Here is a 26,075-nt window from a genome sequence, read left to right as displayed (position 1 = left end):
CGGGGCGGCAGGCGTCAGACGCGCCAGCTTCTGACGTGGTCCGCGGCTTCGAAGAGGCCGGCCTTGCCGGACCGGATGTCGCGGACCAGGTCGACCAGGGCCCCGTACGGGGGGTCGATCCCCTCGCCGGAGGCGTGCATGTAGGCCGCCGTCACCTGGCAGGCGTAGAGGCTGTTGCGGTACGGCAGGGGTTCCAGGCGCACCAGCGTGTGCAGCAGCGCCGCCGCCCGCCAGGCGGCGTCGGGCCCGGCGGTGTCGTGGCGCGGGATCTTCGTCCGGTGCCGGGCGGCGGCCGCGACCAGCGCGGAGTAGTCGGCCACCGACACGTCCTCGGGCAGCGCCTGCTCCTGGACGTCCAGCAGCCAGGGCACATCGATGTAGAGCAGCATCAGGCCGCTTCGGCTCCCCCGGCGCCCGCGGCGGCGGGCGGGACCTCGTCGGGGAACGCCTCGTCGAACTCCGCGCGGTGCTGGTCGCCGAAGGCCGCGGCGTACCGGACGAAGAGGGCGCGCTGGCGTTCCCGGAGCGGCAGGTCGTGCACGTACTGCTTGAGCGACTTGCCTTCGGCGGCGGCGGCGGCCCGTACGGCGGCCAGTTCCTCGTCGCTGAAGTTGATGTTCAATGCGGGCATGGCTCGATGGTACCGGATTGGTACCCGGGTGGGGCGGGGCCGGCTCGGTGTCAGGCGGGCTGGCCCTCCGGACTCTCGGCACTCTCGGAGTTCTCGCGCACCGCCGAACGACCGGGGGCCGTCACCAGCGCCACGCCCACGGCCAGACCGAGCGCGGGCAGGACCGGGAACCGGCCGTCGTACGCGAAGCCCCGCACGGCGAAGCGGGTCAGCGCGGCGACGCTCGCCGCCAGGCCGAGCCACAGGGTCCAGGAGCGGCGCGACCGGGCGTCCGGCCGCGTCCGCTCGTACACCAGCGTCAGCCGGCGCTCCAGCGGTCGCAGCGCCACCAGCACGCCGGCCAGCACGATACCGAGGATCAGCAGCCACGGCGCCCGCAGCCCCCACCACGCCCCGGACCCGAACGCCGGCTCGGGCGCGAGCCCGGTCAGGTAGAAGGCGGCGGCGACGATCAGGACCGGCAGCATGTGCCACAGGTACAGCGTCATGCTGGCGGCGCCCACCGGCCCGACCGCGCGCCACACCCGCGCCCGGTCGAGCAGCCGCCGCGCCGCCGGGGCGGCGAGCAGGCACAGGCCGACCTGGGCCACCACCCACGCCAGCATGGCCGCCGACGGCGGGTTGGTGTTGCTGGGGTCCTGCCCGGTCACCAGGATCAGGCTGACCGGGAACGGCCCGAGGGTGATCAGCCCGGCGAAGGCCAGTCCGCCACCCGCGGCCATCGCGGCCGGGACGGGCCGGCGCTCCGTCAGCAGGCCGTCGCGCCAGCAGAAGCCGAGCTGGTAGGCCACGCCCCACACCAGTACGTAGTTGAGCAGTCCGGCATACGGCGCGTCCACCGTCACCACCAGCACATCGGCGGCCAGCGCGACGCCGCCCAGCACGACCGGCAAGCGAAGGCCCCAGCGGCGGTGCGCCGCGTGCAGCGCCGGCGTCAGGGCGCTGAGGATCAGATACACGGGCAGGAACCAGAACTGCATCGCCATCGCCCACCCCACCAGCGCGAGGGTGTCCCGGTCGACGCCGACCGCCGAGCAGATGCCGACCGCGAGCAGCACCAGCCCGCTGTAGACGGCCGCCGGCAGCAGCAGCCGCAGCGCCCGCCGGCCCACCCACCCGGCCGGCCTATCGCCCACCGCGCGGGCCCGCGCCCAGGAGCCGCCGGCCGCGTGGCCCCCGGCCAGGAAGAAGAGCGGCATGACCTGGAATCCGAGGGTCAGCCACTGGGTCCAGCCGATGGTCGCCAGCAGCTCGGGCGCGGTGATCTCCCCGCCGGGCGCCCTGACCAACGCGGTGATCAGCCAGTGGCCGAACACGACCAGGACGATCGCCCACGCGCGCAGGAAGTCGACGTAGCGGTCTCGGCTCATGCTCCGTCATGCTGCCGCAGCGCCGGGGCAACTATGGCGGGAAGCCGAGGCCGTAACCAATTCGTGCCCCGTGCACCCACCGTGCGGCGGGCCCCCGGCCAAGATCGTCCAGGGCCCGGACCAGGCGCCGCGCCGCACCGGTCCCGACACCCTGTGCACCCTGTGCACCCTGTGCACCCGTCGATGGTGCGGCCCTCGTAGCCCGCCGAGACGATCGCGGTCGGACGGCGCGCCGGCGGATCGGTCAGCGGTTCTCCAGCCATGATCACGATCGTGGTACCGCCCGCGGGCGGACGGAGGGGTGATGCTCCGAACGGATCGTTCGGCGGCCCCCGGAGTGGGGACCGGGGCGGGAGCGGGGTAACGTCGCGGCGTGATTCGCGTTCTGCTCACCCGTCGCTGGGTGCTTCTGACCCTGGTGTTCATCGCCATGGTGTTCGCCATGTACCGGCTGGGACTGTGGCAGTTCCACCGCTACCAGCAGACCAATCGCAGCAACCACCGGATCTCCCTGGCCATACACGCGAAGCCGGTCTCCGTCGAGACCCTCACCCGGCCCGGCGCGACGGTGCCGGCCGACCAGCGCTACCGGCCCGTCACGGCGACCGGGCGTTTCGACACCCGGCACCAGTTCGTGATCAGGCGCCGGACCAACGCGGACGGCACCATCGGCTTCTTCCTGGTCACTCCGCTGATCACCTCGGACGGCGACGCGGTGCTGGTGAACCGGGGGTGGGTCGCGCCGAACGACGAGGACGGCGCCGCCTTCCCGGCCGTCCCGAAGACGCCGGCCGGGACGGTGACCCTGACCGGGCGGTTGCAGCCGGACGAGACCTCGCACCTCAGCGGCATCCGTGAGGTGAAGGGGCTGCCGCCGCGCCAGTTCATGCTGATCAGCAGCCAGGAGCAGGCGAAGTCGCTGCCCGAGCCGGTGGTGGGCGGCTACCTGGAGCTGGCCAGGAGCAGCCCCGCGCTGACCCGGGCCGAGTCGGCGCAACTGGTCCCGGCCCCCGGCGCCAACAGCCAGTCCACCAGCGACGCGGCGATCGTCGGCCAGGGTGTCCACCTGCCCTACGCGATCCAGTGGTGGCTGTTCGCGCTGATGGTCCCGGTCGGCTGGTGGATCCTGCTCCGGCAGGATCTCAAGGACCCCGAGAAGACAGGCCCCGCCGCCCCCGCTCCGGCCGAGCCGGAAACCGTCCAGGGTTAGGGCCTGGGGCAGCGGCCCGGGTCGCGGCCGGTCACGCGCGGCCCGTAGGCGGCAGGGTGAATCCGGGTTCCCGGCCCCAAGCGGGCAAGGTTCGATCATCGCAGGCCAACGCCGCGAACGCAGGCAGGCACTTTGAGGGCGACCACGGTCTTTGTGCCTGTTTGAGTTTTTAGGGTGCCCGACTGGTGGCATGCTTCACGCTGGGACTGTGGGACCACTGATCTTGGGGGTAGTCGCATGTCATCGTTGGCAAAGAACCCGGGCAACGCGGAATTCGGCGGTGCTCGAGTCGCTCGCCAAGTGGCTGCCGTCATAGAAGGTCTGCTGGCCGAACAGGGTCTTTCGCACGCCGATCTGGCGAACAGGCTGGGCGTGACGTCCGCCCGGGTACGGCAGATACTGGCCGGTGAGGCCGATCTGACCGTGCGTTCGCTGGCGATGCTGGCCGAGGGGCTGCGGGCGCAGGTGGAGATCCGGTTCCTGCCCCGGCCGGCGAACGGCGCCCGGGCCGACCAGGTCCACGAAGGACATCAGGGACACCAGGGACACGACGGGGACGAGGGCGCCGGCGAGGACGACGGCGCGCGCCAGGGCACGGTGCTCGCCAGGGGCCGCTGACCCCGGTCAGCGGCGGCGGCGCAGCAGAGCACGCGACTCACGCTGTTGCGGCATGGCCGGATGGCGGAAGGCGGTGTCCGGCGCCGCCTCCTGGCGCAGTCGCCGCAGGATCGCGTCCTCACTGCGCCGCCCGTGGTCGTAGACCAGCGCCAGCACCTGCTTGCAGCGGGTCAGCGCCACCGTGTGGACGCGTCGGTACTCGCTCTGCTCGGTGGGCGTACGCGGCCGGGGGTCGTCGGCCGGCCGGGAGCGGCGGCAGGCCGCCTCGATCCGCTCGTGCGTCTCGGCGGCCTCGGTCAGGGCGGTGACAGCGGCCGCCAGCCGCTCCCTGGCGTCTTCGTAGACCTTGGCGTCGAAGCGGGGTTCGATGTAGGACTCGGTGACCTCGTGGACGAAGCTCCGCATCTGGTGGAAGTCGGTGAACCCCGCGAGCAGGTCCTCGCACCAGCGGGCCCGGTCCAGCCGCATCCGGTCGTCCAGCCGTTCGATCACGAACGCGATCCCCAGGGACATCACCTTGGCCAGGGGTCTGACGCTCTCGGTGTGGTGGCGGGTGCGCGGCGCGACCCCGATGCCGGCCACCACACCGGCCGCGACGGCGGGCAGGCTCTGGGTCTGGCAGAGGACGACGTTGGTGGTGACGGCCACGGTGGTCATGCAGGCGACGGTCGCCACCGTCAGGCAGGCAGCGTACCGGGAGCCGAACAGCCGGCCCTTGCCGGCGTAGCGACGGGCCAGGGTGAGCCAGGAGAACCCGGCGCTGAGCACGGCGGTCAGGCAGGCGTAGAGGATCAACGGGGTTTCAGGCGAGGCCAAGGCGACCCCCTGGACGCGGTGCGTGTCCGGTCGGCACGGCCGAGAGCCGTGACCGGGCCGGCCATCGCGGGCCGGGCTCCCCCGGCGGGTGGATGGAGGGTGTGAACGTCCCTGTCGATGAGGCGGCGCGGCCGGGCCGGACCGACCCGGTGGCCGGGTCGGCGGGCCCGCGCCGGCCGCGGGAGCGGCGGGCGTATGCCCGGCCGGGCGTCGTCCCGCGGGCCGGCGGCGCACGCGGTCGGCGGGCACGGCGAGGCGCCCGGCAGCGTGCGGTGGACCGGTGCGAGCCGGTCGGCGGCGGGGCCGCCGGCCGGTCGGCCGGGAGGATCTCCGGCCGGGTCGGGGAGCGCCCCGCCGGGAGGGAGACCGCGGCCGGGTGCCGGGCCGCGCAGAAAGCTCCGCAGGCGGCGGGCGATCCGCTCGGGGGTGTAGCGGTGCCGCGCGGTGTCCTCTCCCATGGTGAGCGCGTGGCCGATCACCGACCAGGTGAGCCGCTGGTCGCGGGCCTGGGCGACGATTCCGGCGGTCACGCACTCGACGTGCCGGGCCAGCTTCGCCGAGGCGTGCAGGGCGTCCAGCGCGTTGCCGGGGGCGGACACGGTACGGGTGAGCCTACGGACGTCCTCCTGGAGCGCTGTGACCATCTCCTCGACGGTCCGGTCGAGGTTGGGGTGTTCGGGCCCGGCCGGGGCCGCCGCCCTGTGCCGGCCGCGGTGCGCCGCCTGACGGCACGCGGTCGAGCAGAAGGCGGCACGCCGGCCCCGAGCGGACTGCTCGAACGGTGTGTCGCAGCGTTCGCAGACCACGGGCTGACGGTTGAACATCAAGGGCGCGTCTCCTCACTGTCACGAAACGGGGCTCCCCGGAAGAGGAATCGAAGGTGCCGAGGGACAGGGCAGGCACCCGGCGGAGGCGGGCAAGCGTGCGTCCGGGCCGGGCGGCCATGGGGAGCCGGGGAGGCCAAGGGGACGACGGGGCAACGCCGCTTCTTCGAGGTGGCGTGGCCCGGGCCGGGCCGCCGCGCGGGCAGGGGTGCCTGACGATCGTTCGGGCGCCGCCGGGGGTTGCCGCATGAAGTGGCCTCCCTGCTCGGTGTCCGGCGGAGACGCGCGGGCCTCTGGGTGTTCTGGGCTCTTGCCGAAGTCCCGGCGTTCCACCGTGAAACGCGTCGATATACCGTACAGGGCTGGAATACTCTCAAATCGCCCTGACTCGGCGCATTCTACCGCCGCTCACGGGCGTACCGGACGATTCGTCGCCGACGATCGGTCAACGTGGCCCGTTTTCCGTTACCGCCCGGCGAGCCCGGGGGCTGGTCTGGTAGGGAGCGACCGGGTTTCCAGGAGGCGGACGCGGCCGCCGATGTCGATCGTGCCGCCGGCTCCGGGGGCGGTGAGGATCTGCGAGCCGCCGCCCTGGCTGATGTTGAGGGACCGGCCCAGCCGGTGGGTGAGCAGCAGCGCCGCGGCGCCGGTGGCCTCGTCCTCGTCGATGCCGTCGCCGCGCCCGGGGAAGCCGCGTGCCCGCACCCGTCCGGCGGCCTCGTCCTGCCAGCTCCACGCGTAGAGCCACTCCCCCGCAGCCGGCACCTCCAGCGCGTCGACCTCGGCGGGGTCGCGGTACTGCCGCAGGGTGCGCGGGGGCGCCCACTGGGCTCGGGCGGTTATCCAGGTGAACTCGCCGTCGTCGCGGACGAAGACCTCGCCGACCGCCGGCTCCAGGACCTCGAGGTCGAGCAGCCAGGCCGCGCCGACGAGTGGGTGGCCGGCGAAGGGCAGCCGCTGTCCCGGGGTGAAGATGTCCACCACGCCCCGCTCGGGGTCGTCCACGAACACCGTCTCGCTGAAGCCGAGTTCCGCGGCGAGGGCCTGCCGGGACGCGTCGTCGGGGAAGCGCGCGCCGTCGCGCACCACGCCGAGGGCGTTTCCGTGGCTCCCGCCGGGTCCGCAGAAGACCCGCAGGACGTCGACGCTGACGGCGGGCGCGGTGCGTGGGTAGTTCACGGAAGCATTAAACAGGCGGGTGCCGTCACCCGTACGCCCCGCCGAGGTGGGCCTGTTCACCCCATCGGGAGGCCTAGCGTGGACCACGACGGGCAGGCGAGCCGGACAGGGGCCGGTACCGGGTCCGGAAAGGCCCGGCCCGATCGGCCGAGCCCCGGCGGGTACGGAGAAGTCTCCGGCGGGGAAGTCGCCGGCCGACCAGCGGAGGAGTGCGCGGCGTTGAGGATCGATCTGTCCGGCAAGACGGCCCTGGTCACCGGGTCTTCGCAGGGTATCGGGCTGGCCATCGCCGAAGGCCTGGCGGCGGCTGGCGCCCGGGTGGTGCTGACCGGCCGCAACGAGGACCGGCTCGCCGAGGCGGCGGCGCGCCTTCGCGACGCGGGTCCTGAGGCGACGACGGTGGCGGCGGACATCACCTCGGACGAGGGGCACGCGCGACTCGTCGCGGCGGCGCCGGATGTGGACATCCTCGTCAACAGTCTCGGCGTCTTCGGTGCCCGCCCGGCGCTGGAGATCACCGACGACGAGTGGCGCCGCATCTTCGACACCAACGTCCTGACCGCGGTCCGGCTGACCCGGCACTACCTGCCCGGCATGACCGCCCGCGGCTGGGGCCGGGTGCAGTACCTCGCCAGCGACTCCGCGGTGGCCGTTCCGGTGGAGATGATCCACTACGGCATGACCAAGACCGCGCTGCTCGCGGTGAGCCGCGGCTTCGCCAAGGCGGCGGCCGGCACCGGCGTCACCGTCAACAGCGTCATCGCCGGGCCCACGCACACCGGCGGTGTGGAGGACTTCGTCCACCAACTGGTGCCGGGCGATCTGCCGTGGGAGGAGGCGCAGCGGACCTTCATGCGCGAGCACCGTCCGACCTCGCTGATCCAGCGGCTGATCGAGCCGGTGGAGATCGCGAACATGGTGGTGTACCTGAGTTCTCCGCAGGCGTCGGCCACGACGGGCGGCGCGCTGCGGGTCGACGGCGGCTACGTCAACTCGATCCTTCCCTAGGCCGTGTCTGACAAATAGCGTCGTCCGCCCGCAGGGCGGGGCCCGCGGCGTCTGGTGCGTGCGCTCGCAAGGCGGAGGGTCGTCCTCGTAGTGGGCCTACTCGGACGACTCCGACAACGCAGCGAGCGTGCGTGCCAGGCGTCGCGGGGCAGGCGGGATTTGTCAGACACGGCCTAGGGGGCGTGCGCCGGCGCGCGCCCGCCGGGGCCGCGGCCGACCCGGGCGCGCGTCTGGAGGGGACGTTGTGAGCGACGTGATCCTCGTTACACGTCACGGTCGGCGCGCGGCGTCCGCCGGGTGGCGCCGACGGATCACCGGTCGCCCCGGGTCGGCGCGGTGCGTCGGCAACGTACCAGCTCAGTGGTGTTTTGCCCGCCCTTGGATGGCCGGGTGCCGGATCCGGCGGCTCCCGCCGGGGAAGCCCGGAGCAGACCGGCCGCCGGTGGGCGACGGAGCGTACGAGGCGCGCGGAGGCGTGTACGGGGCGCAAAAGGGGCAGGCACCCCATACAGCCGTGTGCGCGTTTGCGAGCGGCTGCTCCGAGGAGGAAGTCATGATGTGGGCCCACCCCGCTGTTCTGCGGGAACTGATCGAGCGTTACGAGCGCCTGAGTGACCAGGTCGGCAGTGGCGACGCGACCCCACAGGTGAGCACCCGATTGCGGGACACCGCTTACACCCTGTGCGTCTCCACCGGCACGCGCGATGTGGACGCGGCGCTCGCCGCGGCACGGAGCCGGCTTGTCGTGGCCGAGGCGGCCGGCGGCCAAACCGCCGGCGCGGCCTGAGCCGTCGCCCTTCGAACTCCCTGGGTCCCACGGTGCCGGCATCGGCGGCGGCGCCGCGGGACCCAGGGAGTTCTTCATGCCCTGCTCAGGTGGTCTCGGTACTCGCGACCGGAGCCGGGGCGGTTCTCGCGCTCGCCCGGCTGACCAGCCAGGTCAGCGTCCAGGCGCCGGGTCCGGTGATGGCCAGCAGCAGGAAACTCCAGCAGAACAGGACGGAGAGTTCGCCGCCGTTCTGGATCGGCCACACCGCGTGCTTCTGGTGGACCGTGAAGTAGGCGTAGGCCATCGAGCCGGAACTGACCACGGCGGCGACACGCGTGCCGACTTCTCCGATGCCGAGGAACACCAGGATGCCGCCGGTGAGCTGGATCAGTCCGGCCCACCAGCCCGGCCAGGCGCCGACGGAGGGCTTGCCGCCCTCCGGGCCGCCGAAGGCGCCGAGCACGGTCGCCGCTCCATGGCAGACGAAGAGCAGACTGATCACCATGCGGTACAGCGATAGGACGGACGGGTGGGCGTCGTCGAGTTTCTGGCCGACGTCTAGCACAGGATCTCCTACGAGTCGGGTGCGGCGCTAGCGAGCTGACAGCACGACCGGCGGACCTGACGGAGTGCCAGGGCCTGCGGATCACGGTCCGTGCACGGTTTTCTACGCAGCCGATACCCGTGGTGTTCAAGTGACTGGATGATATTTCCAGCCAAATCCGGAACCCCGCGCCCGCGAGGCGGCGGAACCCGTTCTGATCGCATCACCGCAGGTCAGCGCGCCAGTGTAGGAGCGGGCCGGGGGGCGACCGCGCGACCGGCCCCGGGGCATCGGCTGCCGCAGGGAGGGCGATCGAGCACGCTCACAGGGCGGCGGCCAGCGACTTTTCACCGGTGATCCGTGACACCCTGGGACGGATCGGACACAGCGGGTACGCGTCGGCGCCCGTGGCCGGTTTACCGGTCCCGGGACGGCGGTCGGGATCGTGACCGCGGCCCGCCGAACGAATGGTGTGAGGGCGGGCGGTGGGGTGCGAGCTGAGGCATGATGACCGCATGGCAAGCGATGGGGGTGAAACGGCCCCCGGCTCCCCGCCGCGCGACATGGTCGCCGACCGGTACCGGATCACCGGGAGACTGGGCCGCGGCGGCATGGGTACGGTGTGGCAGGCCACCGACGAGCTGCTGCGGCGTCAGGTGGCGGTCAAGGAACTCCATCTGCCCGACACCGGGTTGTCCGCGCGTCAGGCCGCGCTGCGGCGGGAGCGCGCACTGCGGGAGGCGCGCACGGCGGCGCTGATCCGGCACCCGCACGTGGTGGTGGTGCACGACGTGGTCGAGCACCAGGGCCACCCGTGGATCGTGATGGAGCTGGTCGACGGGCTCTCGCTGGCGCACCTCCTGGACAAGGACGGGCCGTTGCCGCCGCGTGAGGCGGCCAGGGTCGGCGCCGCGGTGGCCGGCGCGCTGCGGGCCGCTCACGCCAGCGACATCCAGCACCGTGATGTGAAGCCGGCCAACGTCCTGGTCGAGCACGGGACCGGCCGGGTGGTGCTGACCGATTTCGGCATCGCCCGGCTGCCCGGCAGCGGCACCATCAGCGAGACCGGCGCCTTCATCGGCTCCCCCGAGTACACCGCGCCGGAACGCATGTCGGGACGTGGCACCGGTCCGGCGTCGGACCTGTGGTCGCTGGGCGCGCTGCTGTGCGCGGCGGTGCACGGGGAGTCGCCGTTCCACCGGGACTCCATCGGCGAGATCGTGCACGCGGTGGCGATCGACGCCTTCGTCCCGCCGGAGGAGTTGGGGCCGCTGCTGCCGGTGGTGCTCCGGCTGCTCGACCGCGATCCCGAGCGCCGGATGGGCTCGGCCGAGGCGCAGCGGCTGCTGGCCTCCCTGGCGGAAACCGGGGCGGAGCCGGTGGTGGCGGCGGTCGAACTCCCTTTATCCACGCCGGAGACGACCGAACCGGACGCGGCACCTGAAGCCGCGCCGGAAGCGGACGCGGAGCGGACACCGGACGGATCGCCTTCGCGGCGGCGGGAGTCCACCGGGGACGCGGTCGGGAACGTCAGCGGGAACGCCGTCGGCGGTGAGATCGAGGCGGTCGCCGGCCGGCCGGTGGTGCCGGGCGCGCCCGGGCGACCCTCCTCCCGCGCCCGCGGGGTGCGCGATGCCCGGTCCAGGGGCGGCATCCAGATGATCGCCGTCGGCGCGCTGGTCGTCATCGCGGTCAGCGCGGGCGCCGGAGCGACGTATCTGGTGAGCCGGCACAGCTCCGGCGACGGCCGGACACCGACGGCCGGGCCGAGCGCCTCCTCCCCGGCCCCGGCTTCGACCGCCCCCTTCCGGACGCGGGGCGGCTCCTTCCCACCGCCGGACGGCAGGTTCCCGCCGCCGATGGGCTGGAACGGCCCGCCGGGTCCGCCGCCGGACGGCATGGGGCCACCGCCGGGAGCGCCCGGCACACCACCGTTGCCCGCGGGCTTTCATCTCGTCCACGATCCGGCGGGCTTCTCCGTCGTGCTGCCCGGCGGTTACGTCCGCGATCCGGAACCGCCCGACATCTTCTACTGGTCGGCCGACCACTCCTTCCGTTTCGGCGAGAGTTCGGGCCGACCGGACCCGCACGGGGCGTACGCGGCGCTGCACCGGCGCCACCTCGCCGGACCGAAGACGTATGTCGCCTACCGGGACGGTGTGGTGACCACGACCGAGGAGCACGGGCAGCAGGCCGCGCTGTGGGAGTTCACCTACGACCACGCGGGTGCGCGCCGCGCCTTCGAGCTGTGCTGGACGGAGAACGGGCGGATGTACGAGATCTCCTTGTCCGCGCCGATCGCCCATGTCGAGCAGGCCCGGAGCGCCTTCGACACGGCCCGGGCCACTTTCCGCGCCGGCTGATCCGGGTCGGCCCGGGACGATCAACTGGGCCCGGCGGGGTCGGAGTCGGGGGCGCGGGGCCGCGCTGTCAGGGGTCACGGGTACCGTGGAGGACGTTCGATCGGGCTGTTCGGGGAGGGGACATGGGGTTTTCCGGCGACTTCGTACTGGCCCGCAGCGATCGCCCGCTGCACGCCCTGCCGCCGCTCGCCGTGGAGAGCGCCGCGGGCGGGCAGCCGGGCGAGGGATTGCGTCCGTGCGCACCGCGGCCCGGCGGCTGGCAGACCCTGCGCCTCGGCGAGGGAGTGATGACCGGCAGTCGGTCCGCCTGGCTGCGGGGCCTGGTGACGGTGACCGGCGCCCCCGCCATGGTCGCGACGGTCTTCGACAGCGACGTCTGCCAGGTCTGGGGAGCGGCTCCGTCCGGCGCCTCATGGACCGCGTTCCTCGATCCGGTGCTCGCCGCGGACTACGCGATACCGATGCCCGGGCCCGAAGAGGTGCGCGCCGCCGCGGGCGGGATCGCCGGCTGGGCGGCCGAGGCCGGCTTCACCGCCGACCGCGAGGCCCTGCTCGCCGTGCTGACCAGGCGGGCCGACCCGCTGGTCGAGGACCTCTTCTTCGCACTCGTCGACGCCTGCGGCCTGCCCCCGGCGGACCCGGAGGGATCCGCCGCCGACCGGCCGGCCGGCGCCGCGCACCCGGGCCACCAGCCGGAGGAGAGCTGTCCGCGCGGGCCCGGGCTGGGAGCGGCCGTGCGCGGCCTGCCGCGTGACGGGCATCTGGTGCTGGACTGCGCGGGCGACGAGCAGTGCTACGCCCAGGTCTGGCTGCGGCCGGACGGCAGCTACCAGTTGGAGTACCGCGACTGCGACCCGGCAGAGCACTACTGGACGCGGACGGCGTCGGTGGAGCAGGTCGTCACGGCCCTGACCGGCTGGGCCGAGGGCGAGACCGCCTGGCGGAATTCGTTCCAGTGGACGCCGCTCGCCCCGTGGTTCACCGAACCTACGGCGTGACGGGGACGGTTCGCAGGGTCACACCCGCCGCGGTCAGCGCCTCGATCTCCCGGCGCGGCGCGCTCTCCTCGGTGACCACGGTGTGCAGAGCGGTGACCGGGGCGACGAAGGCGAGCGCGGTCCGGGCGAGTTTGGCCCCTTCGGCGACCGCGATGACCCGGCGGGCGGAGGCGATCGCGGCCCGTTTGGTGGCGGCCTCGGCGAGATCGTAGGCGGTGAGTCCGTCGGCCGTGGTCAGCCCGCAGCAGCCGAGCACGGCGGTGTCGAAGCGGAGCGCGGCCAGAGACGCCTCGGTGAGCGGTCCGGTGAGGCCGAGTTCGCCGGGACGGGGTTCGCCGCCGGGCACGAGCAGCCGCAGCAGCGGGGCACCGGTGAGAGCGTTCAGGGCGTGCAGCGAGAGCGGCATGACGGTGAGCCGCCGGTGCTGGAGGGCGCGGGCCACCTCCAGGCAGGTGGTTCCGCTGTCGACGAGCACCGTCTCACCGTCGGCGATCATCGCGGCCACCTCGGCGGCGAGCAGGCGCTTGGCCTCGATCCCTTCGGTGGCGCGCAGGGCGAAGGGTGGTTCCTCGCCGCGCAACAGCAGGCTGCGGGCGCCGCCTCGATACCGTTCGAGCACGCCCTGCTCGGCCAGGATCTCCAGGTCGCGGCGGACGGTCATCTCCGAGGCGCCGGTCATGGCGGCCAGTTCGGCGACGCTGAGCCGCCCCGCCTCGCCCACCGCCTCGGCGATCCGCCGATGTCGTTCGGTACTCACCATGGCCCCCATTGAACACCGAACACCACCGCTCACCATGGTTGTTCAAAGTGCCCCTTAACGAACATCTATGATGTGCGTTATGTTCGCCGGCATGCAGAGTTCCCTCCGTGCCGCGCGGATCGCCACCTTCGCCTACTTCGCTCTGAACGGACTCGTCCTCGGGATGTGGGTGGTCCACATCCCGGTCATCGAGCACCGGGCCGGGATCAGCCACGCCGTGCTCGGCTCGCTTCTGCTGCTGCTCGGCGGCGGGGCCTTCGCCGGTATGCAGCTCGTCGGTCCGCTCGCCGACCGCTTCGGTGCCCGCAGGGTGGTGCCGGCCAGCGCCGCGCTGTGTGCCGCCGCCGTCGTCCTGCCGGGGCTGGCGACCAGCGGCTGGGCGCTGGGCGCCTCGCTGCTGGTCCTGGGGCTCGGCAACGGCTGCCTGGACGTCAGTATGAACGCGCACGCCGTCCAGGTGGAGCGCGCCTACGCGCGGCCGGTGATGTCCGCCTTCCACGCGGTCTTCTCGCTGGGCGCGGTCGCCGCCTCGCTGATCGGCGCGCGCACGCTGAGCTGGGGGTGGAGCGCTTCCGCGACGCTGGGCGGGACCGCGCTGCTCGGTGTGGTCGCGGCGGCCGCGGCCGCGCCGGCGCTGCTGCCCCGCGAGCCGGGAACCGCGGTGCCACCCGGCGCCGCGGACACCGGCGGACCGGTGAAGCCGGCCCGTCGCCGTACTCCCCCGCGCATCTGGGGGCTGGCCGCCGTCGCCCTGATGGTCATGCTCTGTGAGGGGGTCGCCAACGACTGGAGTGTGCTCTCGGTACGGGACGTGCTCGACGCCTCCGCTGCGACCGCCGCCCTCGCCTACGGCGCCTTCTCCACCGCCATGACCGCCGGCCGGCTCGTCACCGACCGGGTGGCGGCCCGGTTCGGCCCGGTCGCGGTGGTGCGGGTGGGCGCCGCCACGGCGGCGGTGGGGATGGCCGCGGTGGTGTTCACCCCCTGGATCCCGCTCGCGCTGGTCGGCTGGACCGTGTTCGGGATCGGTCTTTCCGGGTGTGTGCCGCAACTGTTCAGCGCGGCCGGGCACAGCGACCAGGAGGCGGCGGGCGCCAACGTGTCCCGGGTGGCGGGCCTCGGCTATCTCGGCATGCTCGCGGGGCCCGCCGTCATCGGCGCGCTGACCCGGCTGATGCCGCTGAACGTGGCCTTCGTGCTTCCGCTGGCGTTCTGCGTGGTCGCGGCCTCGGCGGCCGGGCTGCTGGCCGCCCCGTCCCCGCTGACGGGGCGGCCGTCGACCGGCGCCGCCGACCCGGCCGATGCGAGCGACGCCGCCGACGCCGTACAGGCCCCGGCTTCCTGACCGGCGCGGGCGGCCCCGTACCCGAGCCGCCCGGGGCCTTCACAGCCGGCCGAACCGGCCCAGCCGACTGAGGGGTTCTTCCGTCGGCCGGTCGGTCAACCGCTGACCGGCGCCGCCTTGGCCGCCTCGACCGTGGGATAGATCGTCAGTACCTGGTCCATGCCGACGATGCGGATCAGCCGTTCCAGAACCGGCCGGGGAGCGGCGATCCGCAGATCGGTCTGTCGGCGGATCGCGAGCAGCACCCGCAGGAAGCTGGAGTCGCCGAAGGTGATCCCGCTGGCGTCGAGGACCACGGCGGGCCCGGCCAGGGCGGCCCGCTCGAGCTGGAGGGTGAGCGGCAGCAGATTGTGCAGGTCAAGCTCGCCCTGCGGCACCACCACCTCGATGTCCTCTTCGCTGGTCGTCGGTGCGGGGGCGTCCTCGTTGATCGTCATGCGCGGGAGTATGCCCCCGGAATCCGGATTCAAGGCGGCCCACCGGATCCGCCTTTCACCATGACGGGAGTGACGGGGGTCGCGTGCCCCGGCGGGTGTGCGGCCGGATGGGGAGGGTACGCGCCATGTCGCCCGTGGCCGGCCCTCGACAGACGGTCCGCCGGACGGGCGATGGACTGGTCCGGCGGTGCGGATGTCGCCGCCCACCGGATCGGGCGGCCCTTGGGAGGCGACGGTTTTGCGCATCAGCGAGGTCTACGGCGGCGAGACGACGGCCATCCCCGCCGCGAGAAGACTGGCCGCGGGATTCTTCGGCCGCGTTCACTCCGAACGCGCCCTGGCGGTGTCCGCGCACGCCGTCGAGACCACGCAGCTCGTGGTCAGCGAGCTGGTCACCAACGCGGTCCGGCACACCGCGGGGCCGTGCCGGCTCGATCTGGAGCTGGTCGACCACGCGGTGGACATCACCGTGTGGGACACCTCGCGGACCGCCCCCGGCATAGCCGACCCCGACCCGGCGCGGGTCGGGCGGCACGGCATCGAGGTGGTTCTCGCGCTGTGCGGCGCGGTGCAGGTCACCCACCAGGCGTTCGGAAAGCAGATCAGCGTACGGGTCGCGCTGGAGCCGGCCGGCTGACCGCGATCCGCACGGCCCCGCAACGCCCGCGGGCCTCTCGGAGCGCGCGCCGGCGAAGGCCGCGTGAGGATGGAGGGGCCAGGGGCCGCCGACGAGGGGATCACGCGATGAGCCGAGCCGAATCGCAGTACCCGGCGCGCGAGGAGTACCTGCCCATCGCCGAGCACGGCCTCATCGGCGATCTGCGCACGGTCGCCCTGGTGGGCACCGACGGGCGGATCGACTGGTTCTGCGCGCCGCGATTCGACTCGCCGAGCGTCTTCGGCTCGCTGCTCGACTCCCGCAAAGGCGGCCACTGGACCATCCGGCCGATGTGCCAGACGGCCAGCACCCAGCAGTTCTACTTCCCCGAGACCAACATCCTGGTCACCCGGATGCTCACCGAGGACGGGATCGTGGAGATCCAGGACTTCATGCCGGTGGTGCGCGAGCACGATCCGGCGCACCAGCAGCGACTGGTCCGCCGGGTGGTGGGGATCCGCGGCCGGATGCTGATGGAGGTGGAGATCGCGCCGCGCCTGGACTACGGCCGCGGCCGGCACGACACCATCCTGCTGCCGTCCGGTGTGCGCTTCCGCGGGGACCAGCTCGGCGTCACCGTGCACAGCGACGTACCGCTGCGGGCGGAGGGCGACGACGCGCGCGGGACGTTCAGCATCGACCAGGGCCAGACGATCCTCTTCGTCCTGCACACCGGGGAGCCGTCCACCGCGCCCGTCGGCGACCCGGAGACGGCGGACGCCTCCGGGGTGGACGAGGATGCGGTGGAGGCGCTCTTCCACGGCACCATCGCCTTCTGGCACAAATGGCTGCGCCAGTGCACGTACACCGGGCGGTGGCGGGAGATGGTGGAACGCTCGGCGCTCACCCTCAAGCTGCTCACCCACGAACCCACCGGGGCCATCGTGGCCGCGCCGACGCTCGGTCTGCCGGAGCAGTTCGGCGGTGAACGCAACTGGGACTACCGCTATGTGTGGATCCGGGACGCCGCCTTCTCGCTGTACGCGCTGTTGCGTCTGGGGTTCACCGAGGAGTCGAAGGCGTTCATCGCGTGGCTGACGACCTGCCTGCGCGACGCGGACGGCGGCGACAACGGGCCGCTGCGGGTGCTCTACTCGATCGACGGCCGGCCACGTGTGCCCGAGGAGATCCTCGACCACCTGGAGGGGTACCGGGGCTCGCGTCCGGTACGGATCGGCAATGACGCCTCGGGGCAGCTCCAGTTGGACATCTACGGCGAGCTCATCGACTCGATCTATCTGTTCAACAAGTACAGCGTGGGCATCTCGCACGACAGTTGGACCGACCTGTGCACCATCGTGGACTGGCTGCTCGACAACTGGGAGCGGCCGGACCACGGCATCTGGGAGACCCGGGCCGGCCAGCAGCCGCAGACGTACTCACGGCTGATGTGCTGGGTGGCGGTCGAGCGGATGATCCGGATGGCCCGGCAGCGCGGTCTGCCCGGGGACATCGTGCGGTGGGGGCAGGTCAGGGACCGGATCTACCACGACATCATCGACCACGGCTGGGACGACGAGGCCGCCACCTTCGTCCAGCGGCTCGGCGCGGGGCCCGACCACGAGGCGCGGCCGGTGGTGGACGCGGCGCTCCTGCTGCTGCCGATGGTGAAGTTCCTGTCCCCCGACGACCCGAGGTTCCGCGCCACGATGGAGACCATCGAGGAGCAGTTGGTGATGGACAGCCTGGTCTACCGGTACGACCCGACGATCTCGCCCGACGGCCTGTCCGGCGCGGAGGGCACCTTCTCCATCTGCTCGTTCTGGTGGGTGGAGGCGCTGACCCGTACCGGGCAGACCGAACGGGCCAGGCTGGCGCTGGAGAAGACCTTCACCTACGCCAACCACGTCGGCCTCTACGCCGAGCAGATCGGGGTGACTGGTGAACACCTGGGCAACTTCCCGCAGGCGTTCACCCATCTCGCCCTGATCAGCGCGGCGACGAATCTGGACCGGGCGCTGTCGTGAGCGGGTGGCCGCCGTCGCCTTCCACCACGATCCGCTCCGGGGCGGCGTCCTCGTCGCGCTCGTCAGGCTCGTCGCGCTCGACTATGGTCACGTCGATCTCACCGTCGCCGGTGGTGTCGAACTGGTAGAGATCGGCCTTGCCGTCGCCGGTGGTGTCGGTCATCCACACGTCGGGCTTGCCGTCCCCGTTGGTATCCGCGCTGAGCAGCACATGGTGCTCGTCCCCGCGGGTCTCGACCGCCTCTGCGTCATTGTTCATGAGGGCCTGTTGCCCTGCGGCCGAGGGGGGAAACCGGCCCGGTGCCGGCAATGGTCACCCCTTCGGCCCCGTTTCGGGAGCTGTCCGGCGGCAAGGCGCTTCCTGTGAGTCGGAGTGACCGGCCGACCGAAGACCCCGGCCCGCTTGGAAGGCATGAGGGAAGCCATGTGCGCAGACCAATGGGGGCCCGATCAGCCGCTCCAGGACGGGCCGATGATATCCCCGCTGTCCCCAGCATCCCCACCCTCCGGATCGCCCCTGACGTCCGGAACATCTCCCGCGGCGGCGTGGTCCGCCGCCGCGACGCGATCCGACACCGAGGGTCCGCCGGATGACGCGGCGGGTGTCCGCAACCGGGTCAGGCAGGCGCTGCTGGGCAGCGGCGAGCGGTGCGATCTGCGGCCCGCGCAGGACGCGCTGCTGGTGGCGTCGGAACTGGCCACCAACGCCTTGATGCACGGCGGCGGTATCACCGGCTTCCGGGCGCAGGTCGTCGCCGACGCCCTGGTGCTGGCCATCAGCGACCGCGCCGACGCCGGCCCGGTCAGACGTCTGCCGGGCGATCACCGGCCCGGCGGGTTCGGGTGGCCGATCATCGAGCATCTCGCCCGCGAGGTGGTGGTGGAGCCCGGTCCGGCCGTCGACGGAGCGACCCGTGCCGCCGGTGCCGGGGGGCAGGCTCCCGCTTCCGGCCGCCCGGTGGGCAAGACCATCACTGTCACGCTGCCCTTGCGCTGAGCCGGCCGCGCCACGTCCCAGCGGTTCGGCCCGGGTGTCCTTCCCGGGGGCCGGGCAGTACCCCTCAGCGGTGGTCCGCCGGGCAGCACCGCGTCGTAGCGTGGGAAGCATGACCGATCCCCACTCCGCAGCACGCGACAACGGCGAGCTACGGGAGTTCCTGCGTACCCGGCGGGCCCGGGTCACCCCCGAGGAGGCCGGGCTGGCTCCTGGCCCCGGCACCCGCCGGGTGCCGGGGCTGCGCCGCGAGGAGGTCGCCCAGCTCGCTGGGGTGAGCGTCGACTACTACGTACGGCTGGAGCGCGGGCGCGGGGTGAACGTCTCCGAGGCCGTCCTGGACGCGATCGCCCGCGCCTTGCGCCTGAACACCGACGAGCGCGAGCATCTCTTCGCACTGGCCAGGCCCCGTCGCGGCACACCACGCCCGTTGCCCCCGCAGCGGGTGCGCCCCGGGCTCTACCGGGTGCTCGACACGATGACCGAAGTGCCGGCGCTGATCACCGGCCGCCGTACCGATGTACTGGCCACCAATCGGCTGGCCCGCGCCCTCTACACCGACTTCGACGCGCTGCCGCACCGCGAGCGGAACATGTCCCGCTTCGTCTTCCTGGACGAGGGGGCCCGCGAGCTGTACGCCGACTGGGAGGCCGTCGCCCGGGCGAGTGTCGCCTCGCTCCACCTCTACGCCGGGCAGCATCCGCACGACCCGAGGCTGGCCGAACTGGTCGGTGAGCTGTCGGTGCGCGACCCCGACTTCCGCCGCTGGTGGGCCGATCACGATGTCCAGCGCCGCACCACGGGCACGAAGCACTTCCACCACCCGCTGGTCGGCGATCTCACGCTCGGCTACGAGGCCCTCGCCGTCGTCGGCGACCCCGAGCAGGTGCTCGGGATCTACACCGCGGAACCGGGCAGCGCCTCCCAGGAGGCGCTGCGGCTGCTGGCGAGCTGGACCAGCGAGGCCGCCGTCCCGCACCGGCCGGGCCTGTCGGCATCGGGCTGACGCCCGCGCTCGCTCGCCGGGGCCCCGGCCGGTGGTTCAGGCCGGTGGTTCAGGCCGCCGGATTCTCGGCCGGCCGGCTCGGCAGAGCGTCCGGGCGGGGGGCGATCTCGGGGCGGCGGTCGCGGTAGGCGGGCCTTCCGAAGAGCAGCCGCTGGATGAGGAAGCCGAGCGACAAGGTGACCGCGCCGCCCACCGCGTCGGCGAGGAAGTGGTTGCCGGTGGAGAGGATGACGGTCAGGGTGGCCAGCGGGTAGAGGGCGCCGATCACCCGGATCCAGGTGTGGCGGGCCAGGAAGGCCACGGTGAGGCCGCTCCAGGCGGCCCAGACGATGTGGACCGACGGCATCGCCGCGTAGAGGTTCGACACCGTCGAGACATGGCCCGAGCCCCAGGAGCCCCAGGTGTGGTGGGTGACCACCGTGTCGATGAATCCCTCGTCGGGCAGGAAGCGGGGCGGGGCCAGCGCGAAGAAGGCGAAGCCGATGAGGGCCAGCAGGGTCGCGCAGTACAGCGCGGTGCGCCCGGCCCGGTAGTGGTCGGGGCGGAAGGCGTACAGCCAGATCAACACCAGCGGCGTGACGATGAAGTGCAGCGTCGCGTAGTAGTAGTTCATGCTGACGACCAGCCACGACACCTTGTCGACCGCGTGGTTCAGCGTCAGCTCGAAGTTGACGTGCAGCAGCCGTTCCGCGTGCCAGATCTCCCGTGCGCGGTGCAGGGCCGCGCTCCGGTGGGAGGGCACGTAGCGCCGGGTCCGGCTGTACGCCAGATAGAGGCCCACGGTGAAGACCAGCTCCACCAGGAGGTTCGGTCTGCCGGTACGGCGCAGGCGGTCCGGCAGCAACGGCCCGAACTTCGGATGCTGTTCGGATGGCGGCGGACGGTCTGCGACGGTCTCGACCGGGCGCGTCGCGGTCACAAACGCTCCCCTCCTCGCACTGCTCATGGCTCACGGCTCTTCCGGTACGACACCGGACAGGCGCCGCGCGCATGACGCGGTCTCTTCCGAGGGGCGCCCAGACGACCCGCAAGACAATACATCGGTGAGCGAAGCCCGCCGTCAGTGCCCTGTTCATCTCGCGGCTGAAATCTCACCCATTTGTCCCAACAACTGCGCGCCGTCGCCCGCGGTCGGGGTGACGGCGGTGAGAGCGGTGACCGTGGTGACCACGGTCGCGGCCGGGCCCCGGAAAACGGTTCGGCTGCGGCCCGGGACGGTCCCGGACGTCCGGCAGCGGTCCGGCGGGCCGGGGATCTCACCCGTCCGTCGTGTGTCGCCGGGCTCCCCCGGTGGCCCGCGGGGCCTTCGGGCGCGGCCGGTCCGGTTGAGTCACGCCCGGTTCGGTGCGTCACGCCCGGTTCGGTGGAAGGGTCACCGCGCCGCTCGGGTGGGCCACCCGCGCCGTCAGCCGGACAGAGCCGAGCAGGCCGCCCAGGCCAGTGCGAGCGTGGCGGCGTCCTCCAGCAGGGCGGCCGGCCAGTCGGGCAGGCCGCGGTCGGCCGCGGCCTGCCGCCACCGGGCACCGGCCCGCGCGCCGGCGAAGGCGGCGGTCGCGCCGATGGCGGCGGCTGGCAGCAGCGGCAGGGCGGGCGCGCCGGGCCGCTCCCGCGCGGCCAGCAGCGTGGCGGCGAAGGCGCCGAGCGCGAGCCGGGGTAGGAGACCGCCCGGTGCCAGCCGGCTCGGGGTACGCGGCAGCTTGTCGCCCACGAGTTCGCCGAGCGCCGCCGTCACCGAGACGGCGGTGGCCTTGCGGCCGGCCAGCAGCGAACCGGGGCGGCCGGTCGCCGAGGAGTCGGTGGTCAGCGCGACCGCGGCCACGCCCGACTGGCTGCGCAGGCCGGACACCAATCCGATGAGTCCGGCGCTCGCGAGCGCCTTCGCCGTGCCGCCCCTCGCGGGGCCGCGGGCACCCCGCGCCCAGGGCACCGTCCCGGGCAACCGTGATCCGACCATGCGGAGGTCATGCCCGGCGAGCCGGGCCGCTAACACCCGCGCGGCCCCGAACACTCGGTCGGCCGCGATTTCCCGTGGGCCGACGCGAACCGCCGGGTACGGCCGTTCGGATGAATCTGCGCCGGACCTCCGGTGAATCCGGGCGCGGCGCGGAATAGCGCGCTGCCCGCGGCTGGTTGCGCCCTGCATGACTCTTGAGACGTACGACCGCTTCGGCCGGGTCGGTATCTGGTCCGGCGCGCTGACCGGGAGCGCGGGGCGGGACGCCGCGGCCGAGCTGGAAGAGCTGGGTTACGGCACGATCTGGCTCGGCGGTTCACCGGACTTCGGGGACGCGCTGCCGATCCTCGACGCCACCGAGCGGATCACGGTGGCGACCGGGATCATCAGCATCTGGGAGCAGGACGCCGCCTCGGTGGCGGCGGAGATCGCGAAGCTGGACGGCCCGACGGGTGAGCGGTTCTTTCTCGGGCTGGGGGCCAGCCACGAGTCGCTGACGCCCGGCTACACGCGTCCGTACTCGAAGATGGTGTCCTACCTCGACGAGTTGGACGCGGCCCCGGTGCCGGTGCCGGTCGAGCGGCGGGTCCTGGCCGCGTTGGGGCCGAAGATGCTGAGGCTCGCGGCGGAGCGGTCGCTGGGCGTCCATCCGTATCTCGTGACGCCCGAGCACGTCGCGCAGTCCCGCGCGGAGATCGGCCCGGAGGTGCTGCTCGCGCCGGAGCTGGGCGTGGTGCTCGACCCGGACGTGTCGCGGGGGCGGGAGGTCGCGCGGCGCGCGATCGCCCGGTATCTGTCGCTGCCCAACTACACCGACAACTGGCTGCGCCGCGGCTTCGCCGAGGACGACCTCGCCGACGGCGGCAGCGAGCGGCTGGTCGACGCGCTGTACGCGGTGGGCGATCTGGAGACGATCCTCGCCCGGGTGGCGGCCTTCCACGCGGCGGGCGCTGACCATGTCGCGCTCCAGGTGCTGCCCGCGACGCCGGGCCTCCCGTACGCCGAGTGGCGCGAGCTGGCCGCCGCGCTTTCTCTCTGAGGACGGGGTCCGCTGCCCGCCCGCGCCGGGGCGGTCCGCCCGGGGCGGGCGCGGCGCGAAACGGTCCGAGGGTATGCGCGGCGCCGGTCGGGGAAGACGTTGGACCTGCACCTTCCGCCGCACAAGGAGTCGCCCGATGCCCCACATGCCGCATCTGCACCACACACCCCACAGCCTGCTTGAGGACCAGGAGGCCCTCAAGCACTCCCCCGTGTACGACATCGACGGGCAGCGGGTCGGCACGGTGACCGAGGTGTACCTGGAGTACGCGAGCCGCCGCCCGGAGTGGCTGGCCGTGCGGCTGACGCCGCCTGGGCCCGCCGACACCTTTGTGCCGCTCCAGGGCGCCGAGCCGGCCGAGGGGGGCGGGCTGCGGCTGCCGTACACGCTGGAGCGGCTCGCCGGGGCGCCGCGGGAGAACGCGGACCAGCACCTGGGGCTCGACCAGGAGCAGGAGCTGTACCGCTACTACGGTCTGGCGATCCCGGAGGTGGAGCCGTCCGGTGCTCCCGGTGTCGGCGACCAGCGGCCGAAGGTGCCGCTGACCGAGGACGAGGAGCTTCCGGAGGTGGCGGAGCTGTCCCCCGAGACCTCGCCGGAAGAACCGCGGCTGCGGCTGTACGTCCCCGAGGGACAGGAGCAGACCCCCCATGACCCCGCCGCGGCGGGCGAGGGCGGCGACGAGGCGCGCTGATCGCTCGGCGGCGGTCGTGGCGGGCCCGGACCCGCGGCGACCGCCGCCGCCGTCTCGGGGCGGGGTCATTGGGGGCTGCTGACCGTGCCCGGCGGCCCGTCGCGGTGCGGCCCCGGGCATCTGGTGAGACGTTGGCGGTTATGCCGCCCCGGTCTCTGCTCCCCGTTTCGCTTCTGCTGCTGACGCTGGCCACCGGAGCGGTCAACGCCATCGCGTTCCTGGCTCTGGGCGGGGTGTTCAGCAGCGTGATGACGGCCAATCTCGGGCTGATCGGCCTTTCGGCGGCCAGCCGTGACGCGATGCTCGCCATGCAATCGGCGCTGGCGCTCGCCGGGTTCGCGGTCGGGGTGCCGATCGGCAGCCGGTTCACCGCGGCCGGTTTCCGGTGGGCGGGGGCGCGGGGCGCGCTCGCGGCCGAGCTGGTGATTCTCTGCGGGGTGCTGGCCGGCTGGGCCGCGCTGGGCGGCGAGCCGCACGGCGGCGCCCGGCACGCGCTGCTCGCGGCGAGCGCGATGGCGATGGGCTGCCAGAGCGGCACCGTCCAGGTGACGGGTCCGGCCGGGATGTCGACCACCTTTGTGACCGGCTCCCTCACCCAGGTGATCGGCGACGTGGCGACCGGCACGTTCCGCGCCGGCCAGGCCCTGCTGATCCTGATGCTGCCCCTCGGCGCCCTGCTCGGCGGCCTCGCCGTGATCCACGCCCGCCAGGCCGCCCCGGCGGTCCCGGCGGCCTTCGTGGCGGCGGCCCTCGCCTCGACCTGGCGGACCTAGAAGGCTGATGAAGATCTTGTTGGGGGCTGTCCGGCCGTGGGCCGGGCGGCCCCCAACAAGATCTTCATCAGCCTTCTAGGGTCTGTTCCGCCGCCCGCGCTCCCCTGCCGCATGTGCCGTCATGCCACGGAACCCGTGGACGTGCTGGGCGGTAGCCGGCGCGGACGGGGGTAACCGCAGCAGCGACGACCCCCTCGCACGCTCTTGAGGAGCCCCATGTTCCCTTCCCACCGCCTGCGCCGCATCGCCCGACGGGTTTTCGGGTGGGAGCGGCTGCGCCCGGCGCAATTGGCGGCGATGAAGGCCGTGTTGCGGGGGCGGGACGTGATCGCGGTGATGCCGACCGGCGCGGGGAAGTCGGCGATCTACCAGGTGCCGGGGGTGCTGCTGAAGGGGCCCGTGGTGGTGGTCTCGCCGCTGGTCGCGCTGCAACGGGACCAGGTGCGCGGCCTGGTGGAGCGCGGCGGCGCGCGGGCGGCGGCGGTCAACTCCGTACAGCGGCGCGCCGACAACGAGCTGGCGTGGGAGCGGCTCAGCGCCGGGGAGATCGACTTCGTCTTCCTGGCGCCTGAGCAGCTCGCCAAGGACGACGTGGTCGAGCAGTTGGCGGCGCTCCGCCCGGCGCTGTTCGTGGTGGACGAAGCGCACTGCGTCTCGTCCTGGGGCCATGACTTCCGCCCGGAGTACCTGCGGCTGCGGCACGCGGTGGAGCGGCTGGGCCGGCCGCCGGTGCTCGCGCTGACCGCCAACGCCGCCGCGCCGGTACGTGCCGAGATCGCCGAGCAGCTCGGCATGCGCGAGGTCCAGGAGATCGTGGCGGGCTTCGACCGGCCCAACATCCACCTGGAGGTGGTGCCGTTCCAGGACGACGCGGCCAAGCGGCGGTTCGTCGTGGAGCGTGCCGCGGCCGAGCCGAAGCCGGGGATCGTCTACGCGGCGACCCGCCGGGACGCGGAGGCGTACGCCGCCGAACTCGCCGAGCTGAACCTGTCGGCGGCGGCGTACCACGCGGGGCTGCGGGCGGGTGAGCGGTCGGCGGTGCACGACCGTTTCACCGCGGGTGAGCTGGATGTGGTGGTGGCGACCTCGGCGTTCGGCATGGGGATCGACAAGGCGGACGTACGGTTTGTCCTGCACGCGTCCGTGCCGGGGTCGCTCGACGCCTACTACCAGGAGATCGGCCGCGCCGGGCGGGACGGGGAGCCGGCCCGGGCGGTTCTCGCCTACCGGTCGCAGGATCTGGGCATGCAGCGCTTCTTCGCGGCCGGCGGCGCCGACGCCGGGATCCTTACGAAGGTGGCCGACGAGATCCGGGGCGGGTCGGGGCCGGTGGCCGCCGCCGATCTCCGCACGCGGTGCGATGTCTCGGCGACCCGGCTGTCGGCCGCGCTCAACCTGCTCGAACAGGCGGACGCGGTACGGAGCGCCCCGGAGGGGAGCGTGTGGGCCGAGCCGGGGCTGGACGCGGCGGCGGCCGTCGAGCAGGCGCTGCGCGTCGCCGAGGGGCATCGGCTGCTGGAACGCTCCCGTGTCGACATGATGCGGGGGTACGCCGAGACGACGGGGTGCCGGCGGCGCTTTCTGCTCGGGTACTTCGGCGAGGAGGTGCGGGTGCCGTGCGGCGGGTGTGACATCTGTGCGCCGGGGCGGGCGGAGCGCGGCGAGCCAGGACCGGTCGAGCGCGCCCCGGCGGCGCCCGTGGCGGCCGTGCCCGCCGCCCGCCACCCCTATCGGCCCGGCGTGCGCGTGGCGCACACCCAGTGGGGTGAGGGCGAGGTGATGAGCGAGGACGACGGCAAGGTCACGGTGCTGTTCACTTCGGTCGGCTACCGCACGCTCTCCCTCTCGGTGGTGACCGAGAACAAACTGCTCACAACGGTGACCGGCGGCCGCTGACATTGCCGGTCCGGCGCGCCGTACGGGCCGGCCGGACCCTCGTGGCGGGCTCACGGTGGTGGTCGGCGGACGCCGAGGGCGGACGCCGGCCCAGCCCGCACCAGAGAGCGGCACTCATGCCGGGGCGGCTGTTCGTACGGTCTGCCGGGGCGGATCGGTCCGGCGGGTCGACGGGGCGGCGGGCTCGGGCTGTGGTCCGCCGGCCCGGACGCCTTCGCCGGG

General features: G+C 73.2%; 27 protein-coding genes. 15 read left to right on the top strand and 12 right to left on the bottom strand.

Annotated elements, in window-relative coordinates:
• Positions 1 to 14 precede the first annotated feature (14 nt).
• From OG519_RS33595 to OG519_RS33585, 3 genes are read right to left on the bottom strand one after another with little or no spacing between them, the layout of a single operon-like run.
• On the bottom strand, positions 15 to 389 hold the full coding sequence (locus OG519_RS33595) for a toxin Doc (RefSeq protein WP_405592213.1): 375 nt from the start codon (positions 387 to 389) through the stop codon (positions 15 to 17).
• Entirely contained in the window at positions 389 to 631 is a 243-nt protein-coding gene (locus OG519_RS33590; protein WP_405592211.1) for a hypothetical protein, read from the bottom strand. Before OG519_RS33590 ends, OG519_RS33595 begins: the two co-directional genes overlap by 1 nt.
• A gap of 50 nt (positions 632 to 681) precedes the next feature.
• Entirely contained in the window at positions 682 to 2,001 is a 1,320-nt protein-coding gene (locus OG519_RS33585; protein ID WP_405592209.1) for an acyltransferase, read from the bottom strand.
• A 373-nt stretch (positions 2,002 to 2,374) separates the two neighbouring features.
• Between OG519_RS33585 and OG519_RS33580 the strand changes: the two genes are divergently transcribed.
• Complete coding sequence (locus OG519_RS33580) at positions 2,375 to 3,211, top strand: SURF1 family protein (RefSeq protein ID WP_405592208.1); 837 nt, start codon at positions 2,375 to 2,377, stop codon at positions 3,209 to 3,211.
• Positions 3,212 to 3,511: 300 nt separating this feature from the next.
• The gene (locus OG519_RS33575; protein WP_405592206.1) at positions 3,512 to 3,829 is read left to right on the top strand and encodes a helix-turn-helix domain-containing protein; all 318 of its coding nucleotides are present in this window, start codon (positions 3,512 to 3,514) and stop codon (positions 3,827 to 3,829) included.
• Positions 3,830 to 3,835: 6 nt separating this feature from the next.
• Here OG519_RS33575 and OG519_RS33570 read toward each other — a convergent pair whose 3' ends face one another.
• From OG519_RS33570 to OG519_RS33560, 3 genes are all read right to left on the bottom strand, one after another.
• Complete coding sequence (locus OG519_RS33570) at positions 3,836 to 4,645, bottom strand: hypothetical protein (protein ID WP_405592204.1); 810 nt, start codon at positions 4,643 to 4,645, stop codon at positions 3,836 to 3,838.
• Positions 4,621 to 5,469 carry a hypothetical protein gene (locus OG519_RS33565; RefSeq protein ID WP_405592202.1) on the bottom strand — a complete coding sequence of 283 codons (849 nt, stop codon included), beginning with the start codon at positions 5,467 to 5,469 and terminating at the stop codon, positions 4,621 to 4,623. The genes OG519_RS33570 and OG519_RS33565 overlap by 25 nt, the downstream gene beginning before the upstream one ends.
• Positions 5,470 to 5,934: 465 nt before the next feature.
• Positions 5,935 to 6,648, bottom strand: a complete 714-nt coding sequence (locus OG519_RS33560; protein WP_405592200.1) for a PhzF family phenazine biosynthesis protein — start codon at positions 6,646 to 6,648, stop codon at positions 5,935 to 5,937.
• 219 nt (positions 6,649 to 6,867) lie between these two features.
• Here OG519_RS33560 and OG519_RS33555 point away from each other — a divergent pair, with 219 nt between their 5' ends.
• Positions 6,868 to 7,656 (top strand): SDR family NAD(P)-dependent oxidoreductase, encoded by a 789-nt coding sequence (locus OG519_RS33555; RefSeq protein ID WP_405592198.1) that lies wholly within the window; start codon positions 6,868 to 6,870, stop codon positions 7,654 to 7,656.
• 553 nt (positions 7,657 to 8,209) lie between these two features.
• Complete coding sequence (locus OG519_RS33550) at positions 8,210 to 8,443, top strand: DUF5133 domain-containing protein (protein ID WP_405592196.1); 234 nt, start codon at positions 8,210 to 8,212, stop codon at positions 8,441 to 8,443.
• An 85-nt stretch (positions 8,444 to 8,528) separates the two neighbouring features.
• Here the strand turns inward: OG519_RS33550 and OG519_RS33545 are convergent, their stop codons facing one another.
• Positions 8,529 to 8,990: a DoxX family protein gene (locus OG519_RS33545; RefSeq protein WP_405592194.1), complete on the bottom strand. Its 462-nt coding sequence runs from the start codon at positions 8,988 to 8,990 to the stop codon at positions 8,529 to 8,531.
• 494 nt (positions 8,991 to 9,484) lie between these two features.
• On the opposite strand from OG519_RS33545, the gene OG519_RS33540 reads away from it, so the two are divergent.
• Positions 9,485 to 11,332, top strand: a complete 1,848-nt coding sequence (locus tag OG519_RS33540) for a serine/threonine-protein kinase (RefSeq protein ID WP_405592192.1) — start codon at positions 9,485 to 9,487, stop codon at positions 11,330 to 11,332.
• Positions 11,333 to 11,454: 122 nt separating this feature from the next.
• Positions 11,455 to 12,330, top strand: coding sequence for a hypothetical protein (locus OG519_RS33535; protein WP_405592190.1), 876 nt, complete (start codon positions 11,455 to 11,457; stop codon positions 12,328 to 12,330).
• On the opposite strand, the gene OG519_RS33530 is transcribed toward OG519_RS33535, so the two are convergent.
• Positions 12,320 to 13,090 (bottom strand): DeoR/GlpR family DNA-binding transcription regulator, encoded by a 771-nt coding sequence (locus OG519_RS33530; protein WP_405592188.1) that lies wholly within the window; start codon positions 13,088 to 13,090, stop codon positions 12,320 to 12,322. The genes OG519_RS33535 and OG519_RS33530 overlap by 11 nt on opposite strands.
• Positions 13,091 to 13,181: 91 nt before the next feature.
• Between OG519_RS33530 and OG519_RS33525 the strand changes: the two genes are divergently transcribed.
• A complete protein-coding gene (locus OG519_RS33525; protein ID WP_405592186.1) occupies positions 13,182 to 14,435 on the top strand; it encodes an MFS transporter in 1,254 nt (417 codons plus the stop codon).
• Between the two features lie 95 nt (positions 14,436 to 14,530).
• Here the strand turns inward: OG519_RS33525 and OG519_RS33520 are convergent, their stop codons facing one another.
• On the bottom strand, positions 14,531 to 14,872 hold the full coding sequence (locus OG519_RS33520) for an STAS domain-containing protein (protein ID WP_405592184.1): 342 nt from the start codon (positions 14,870 to 14,872) through the stop codon (positions 14,531 to 14,533).
• 238 nt (positions 14,873 to 15,110) lie between these two features.
• On the opposite strand from OG519_RS33520, the gene OG519_RS33515 reads away from it, so the two are divergent.
• Positions 15,111 to 15,509, top strand: coding sequence for an ATP-binding protein (locus OG519_RS33515; RefSeq protein WP_405592182.1), 399 nt, complete (start codon positions 15,111 to 15,113; stop codon positions 15,507 to 15,509).
• 107 nt (positions 15,510 to 15,616) lie between these two features.
• Positions 15,617 to 17,497 (top strand): glycoside hydrolase family 15 protein, encoded by a 1,881-nt coding sequence (locus OG519_RS33510; RefSeq protein ID WP_405592180.1) that lies wholly within the window; start codon positions 15,617 to 15,619, stop codon positions 17,495 to 17,497.
• Here the strand turns inward: OG519_RS33510 and OG519_RS33505 are convergent.
• Positions 17,460 to 17,756: a hypothetical protein gene (locus OG519_RS33505; protein WP_405592178.1), complete on the bottom strand. Its 297-nt coding sequence runs from the start codon at positions 17,754 to 17,756 to the stop codon at positions 17,460 to 17,462. The two genes, OG519_RS33510 and OG519_RS33505, sit on opposite strands and share 38 nt — an antisense overlap.
• 213 nt (positions 17,757 to 17,969) lie before the next feature.
• On the opposite strand from OG519_RS33505, the gene OG519_RS33500 reads away from it, so the two are divergent.
• Together OG519_RS33500 and OG519_RS33495 are read left to right on the top strand one after the other, a co-directional pair.
• Entirely contained in the window at positions 17,970 to 18,494 is a 525-nt protein-coding gene (locus OG519_RS33500; protein ID WP_405592176.1) for an ATP-binding protein, read from the top strand.
• A gap of 109 nt (positions 18,495 to 18,603) precedes the next feature.
• Positions 18,604 to 19,497 (top strand): helix-turn-helix domain-containing protein, encoded by an 894-nt coding sequence (locus OG519_RS33495; RefSeq protein WP_405592174.1) that lies wholly within the window; start codon positions 18,604 to 18,606, stop codon positions 19,495 to 19,497.
• Positions 19,498 to 19,546: 49 nt separating this feature from the next.
• Here the strand turns inward: OG519_RS33495 and OG519_RS33490 are convergent, their stop codons facing one another.
• Together OG519_RS33490 and OG519_RS33485 are read right to left on the bottom strand one after the other, a co-directional pair.
• A complete protein-coding gene (locus OG519_RS33490) occupies positions 19,547 to 20,416 on the bottom strand; it encodes a phosphatase PAP2 family protein (protein ID WP_405592172.1) in 870 nt (289 codons plus the stop codon).
• Between the two features lie 486 nt (positions 20,417 to 20,902).
• The gene (locus tag OG519_RS33485) at positions 20,903 to 21,451 is read right to left on the bottom strand and encodes a hypothetical protein (protein ID WP_405592170.1); all 549 of its coding nucleotides are present in this window, start codon (positions 21,449 to 21,451) and stop codon (positions 20,903 to 20,905) included.
• A 187-nt stretch (positions 21,452 to 21,638) separates the two neighbouring features.
• Here OG519_RS33485 and OG519_RS33480 point away from each other — a divergent pair, with 187 nt between their 5' ends.
• The 4 genes from OG519_RS33480 (at position 21,639) to OG519_RS33465 (ending at position 25,853) form a co-directional block, all read left to right on the top strand.
• The gene (locus OG519_RS33480) at positions 21,639 to 22,490 is read left to right on the top strand and encodes an LLM class F420-dependent oxidoreductase (RefSeq protein WP_405592168.1); all 852 of its coding nucleotides are present in this window, start codon (positions 21,639 to 21,641) and stop codon (positions 22,488 to 22,490) included.
• Between the two features lie 136 nt (positions 22,491 to 22,626).
• Entirely contained in the window at positions 22,627 to 23,184 is a 558-nt protein-coding gene (locus OG519_RS33475; RefSeq protein WP_405592166.1) for a PRC-barrel domain-containing protein, read from the top strand.
• Positions 23,185 to 23,324: 140 nt separating this feature from the next.
• Positions 23,325 to 23,957 (top strand): DUF1275 family protein, encoded by a 633-nt coding sequence (locus OG519_RS33470; protein ID WP_405592165.1) that lies wholly within the window; start codon positions 23,325 to 23,327, stop codon positions 23,955 to 23,957.
• Positions 23,958 to 24,173: 216 nt separating this feature from the next.
• The gene (locus OG519_RS33465; protein WP_405592163.1) at positions 24,174 to 25,853 is read left to right on the top strand and encodes a RecQ family ATP-dependent DNA helicase; all 1,680 of its coding nucleotides are present in this window, start codon (positions 24,174 to 24,176) and stop codon (positions 25,851 to 25,853) included.
• Positions 25,854 to 26,075: the final 222 nt, after the last annotated feature.

The sequence above is a fragment of the Streptomyces sp. NBC_01190 genome (assembly GCF_045039895.1).
Lineage (GTDB): Bacteria > Actinomycetota > Actinomycetes > Streptomycetales > Streptomycetaceae > Actinacidiphila.
The sequence above is the reverse complement of the archived record's forward strand: the minus strand, read 5'-3'. Positions and strand labels throughout refer to the sequence as shown.

What these genes read in the sequence shown, in the direction of transcription:
- OG519_RS33480 (WP_405592168.1), top strand. Translation starts at nt 21,639, where the DNA reads ATGACTCTTGAGACGTACGACCGCTTCGGCCGGGTCGGTATCTGGTCC.
- OG519_RS33510 (WP_405592180.1), top strand. Translation starts at nt 15,617, where the DNA reads ATGAGCCGAGCCGAATCGCAGTACCCGGCGCGCGAGGAGTACCTGCCC.
- OG519_RS33465 (WP_405592163.1), top strand. Translation starts at nt 24,174, where the DNA reads ATGTTCCCTTCCCACCGCCTGCGCCGCATCGCCCGACGGGTTTTCGGG.
- OG519_RS33585 (WP_405592209.1), bottom strand. Translation starts at nt 2,001, where the DNA reads ATGAGCCGAGACCGCTACGTCGACTTCCTGCGCGCGTGGGCGATCGTC.
- OG519_RS33530 (WP_405592188.1), bottom strand. Translation starts at nt 13,090, where the DNA reads ATGGTGAGTACCGAACGACATCGGCGGATCGCCGAGGCGGTGGGCGAG.
- OG519_RS33505 (WP_405592178.1), bottom strand. Translation starts at nt 17,756, where the DNA reads ATGAACAATGACGCAGAGGCGGTCGAGACCCGCGGGGACGAGCACCAT.
- OG519_RS33595 (WP_405592213.1), bottom strand. Translation starts at nt 389, where the DNA reads ATGCTGCTCTACATCGATGTGCCCTGGCTGCTGGACGTCCAGGAGCAG.
- OG519_RS33470 (WP_405592165.1), top strand. Translation starts at nt 23,325, where the DNA reads ATGCCGCCCCGGTCTCTGCTCCCCGTTTCGCTTCTGCTGCTGACGCTG.
- OG519_RS33590 (WP_405592211.1), bottom strand. Translation starts at nt 631, where the DNA reads ATGCCCGCATTGAACATCAACTTCAGCGACGAGGAACTGGCCGCCGTA.
- OG519_RS33550 (WP_405592196.1), top strand. Translation starts at nt 8,210, where the DNA reads ATGATGTGGGCCCACCCCGCTGTTCTGCGGGAACTGATCGAGCGTTAC.
- OG519_RS33495 (WP_405592174.1), top strand. Translation starts at nt 18,604, where the DNA reads ATGACCGATCCCCACTCCGCAGCACGCGACAACGGCGAGCTACGGGAG.
- OG519_RS33525 (WP_405592186.1), top strand. Translation starts at nt 13,182, where the DNA reads ATGCAGAGTTCCCTCCGTGCCGCGCGGATCGCCACCTTCGCCTACTTC.
- OG519_RS33475 (WP_405592166.1), top strand. Translation starts at nt 22,627, where the DNA reads ATGCCCCACATGCCGCATCTGCACCACACACCCCACAGCCTGCTTGAG.
- OG519_RS33565 (WP_405592202.1), bottom strand. Translation starts at nt 5,469, where the DNA reads ATGTTCAACCGTCAGCCCGTGGTCTGCGAACGCTGCGACACACCGTTC.
- OG519_RS33500 (WP_405592176.1), top strand. Translation starts at nt 17,970, where the DNA reads ATGATATCCCCGCTGTCCCCAGCATCCCCACCCTCCGGATCGCCCCTG.
- OG519_RS33540 (WP_405592192.1), top strand. Translation starts at nt 9,485, where the DNA reads ATGGCAAGCGATGGGGGTGAAACGGCCCCCGGCTCCCCGCCGCGCGAC.
- OG519_RS33535 (WP_405592190.1), top strand. Translation starts at nt 11,455, where the DNA reads ATGGGGTTTTCCGGCGACTTCGTACTGGCCCGCAGCGATCGCCCGCTG.
- OG519_RS33520 (WP_405592184.1), bottom strand. Translation starts at nt 14,872, where the DNA reads ATGACGATCAACGAGGACGCCCCCGCACCGACGACCAGCGAAGAGGAC.
- OG519_RS33485 (WP_405592170.1), bottom strand. Translation starts at nt 21,451, where the DNA reads ATGGTCGGATCACGGTTGCCCGGGACGGTGCCCTGGGCGCGGGGTGCC.